At 69.8% G+C, this 804-nt stretch carries 1 protein-coding gene and 1 pseudogene; both read left to right on the top strand.

Features of this window, described 5'->3' with window-relative positions; all coding sequences use genetic code 11:
* Window positions 1–148, top strand: a pseudogene (locus OF819_RS29045) (roadblock/LC7 domain-containing protein); the annotation flags it as partial.
* A 208-nt stretch (window positions 149–356) separates the two neighbouring features.
* Complete coding sequence (locus tag OF819_RS29040) at window positions 357–764, top strand: DUF742 domain-containing protein (RefSeq protein ID WP_267246635.1); 408 nt, start codon at window positions 357–359, stop codon at window positions 762–764.
* Window positions 765–804 lie beyond the last annotated feature (40 nt).

The raw sequence follows: 804 nt of genomic DNA, 5'->3' as shown, positions 1-804 counted from the left end.
CTCGGACGGTTCCTCGCTGGCGGTGCTCGCGCACCCGGAGGCCGACATCGGCCTCGTGGGCTATGAGATGGCCCTGCTGGTGGACCGCGCGGGCAGCGTTCTCACCCCGGACCTGCGCGCCGAACTCCAGGGGAGCCTGCTGCGCTAGACGACCCGACCCGACCGCCCGCCCAAGCCCCGTACCGCCGACCGTAGCGACGCTCGTACCGAACGACCTGCCCCACGCTTTTCCCGGTACCTGCCCGATACGGGAGTACGCGCCACCGCACCGACATCCGTCAAGGCCGCCCACCGGTCCCCCACCGGCCCAGTCAGACGGCACAGCCGACCACTTGCTGTCATCGCCCGGAGGATTCATGACCCCGCCACCCGCCTCTCACGATCCGTACGGTGTCCCCATGGATGCCGGATACGGAGACGAGGGCGACCAGCCGCTGGTGCGTCCGTACGCCATGACCGGCGGCCGTACGCGGCCGCGTTACCAGCTCGCCATAGAGGCGCTGGTGTCGACGACCGCAGATCCGGCGGTGCTCGCCAGCCTGCTGCCGGAGCACCAGCGGATCTGCCATCTGTGCCGTGAGGTCAAGTCGGTTGCCGAGATCTCGGCGCTGCTGTCGATGCCGCTCGGCGTGGCGCGCATCCTGGTGGCGGACCTCGCGGAGGCGGGCATGGTGGCGATCCACCAGCCGGGCAACGGAGAGGCCGGCGGCACGCCGGATGTGACACTGCTCGAAAGGGTGCTCAGTGGACTTCGCAAGCTCTAGCGGCGGCACGGCAGCCAGATCGACCACCAGTGCGAAGATC

The sequence above is a fragment of the Streptomyces sp. PR69 genome, assembly GCF_026420845.1.
Classification (GTDB): Bacteria; Actinomycetota; Actinomycetes; order Streptomycetales; family Streptomycetaceae; genus Streptomyces.
The sequence above is the reverse complement of the archived record's forward strand: the minus strand, read 5'-3'. Positions and strand labels throughout refer to the sequence as shown.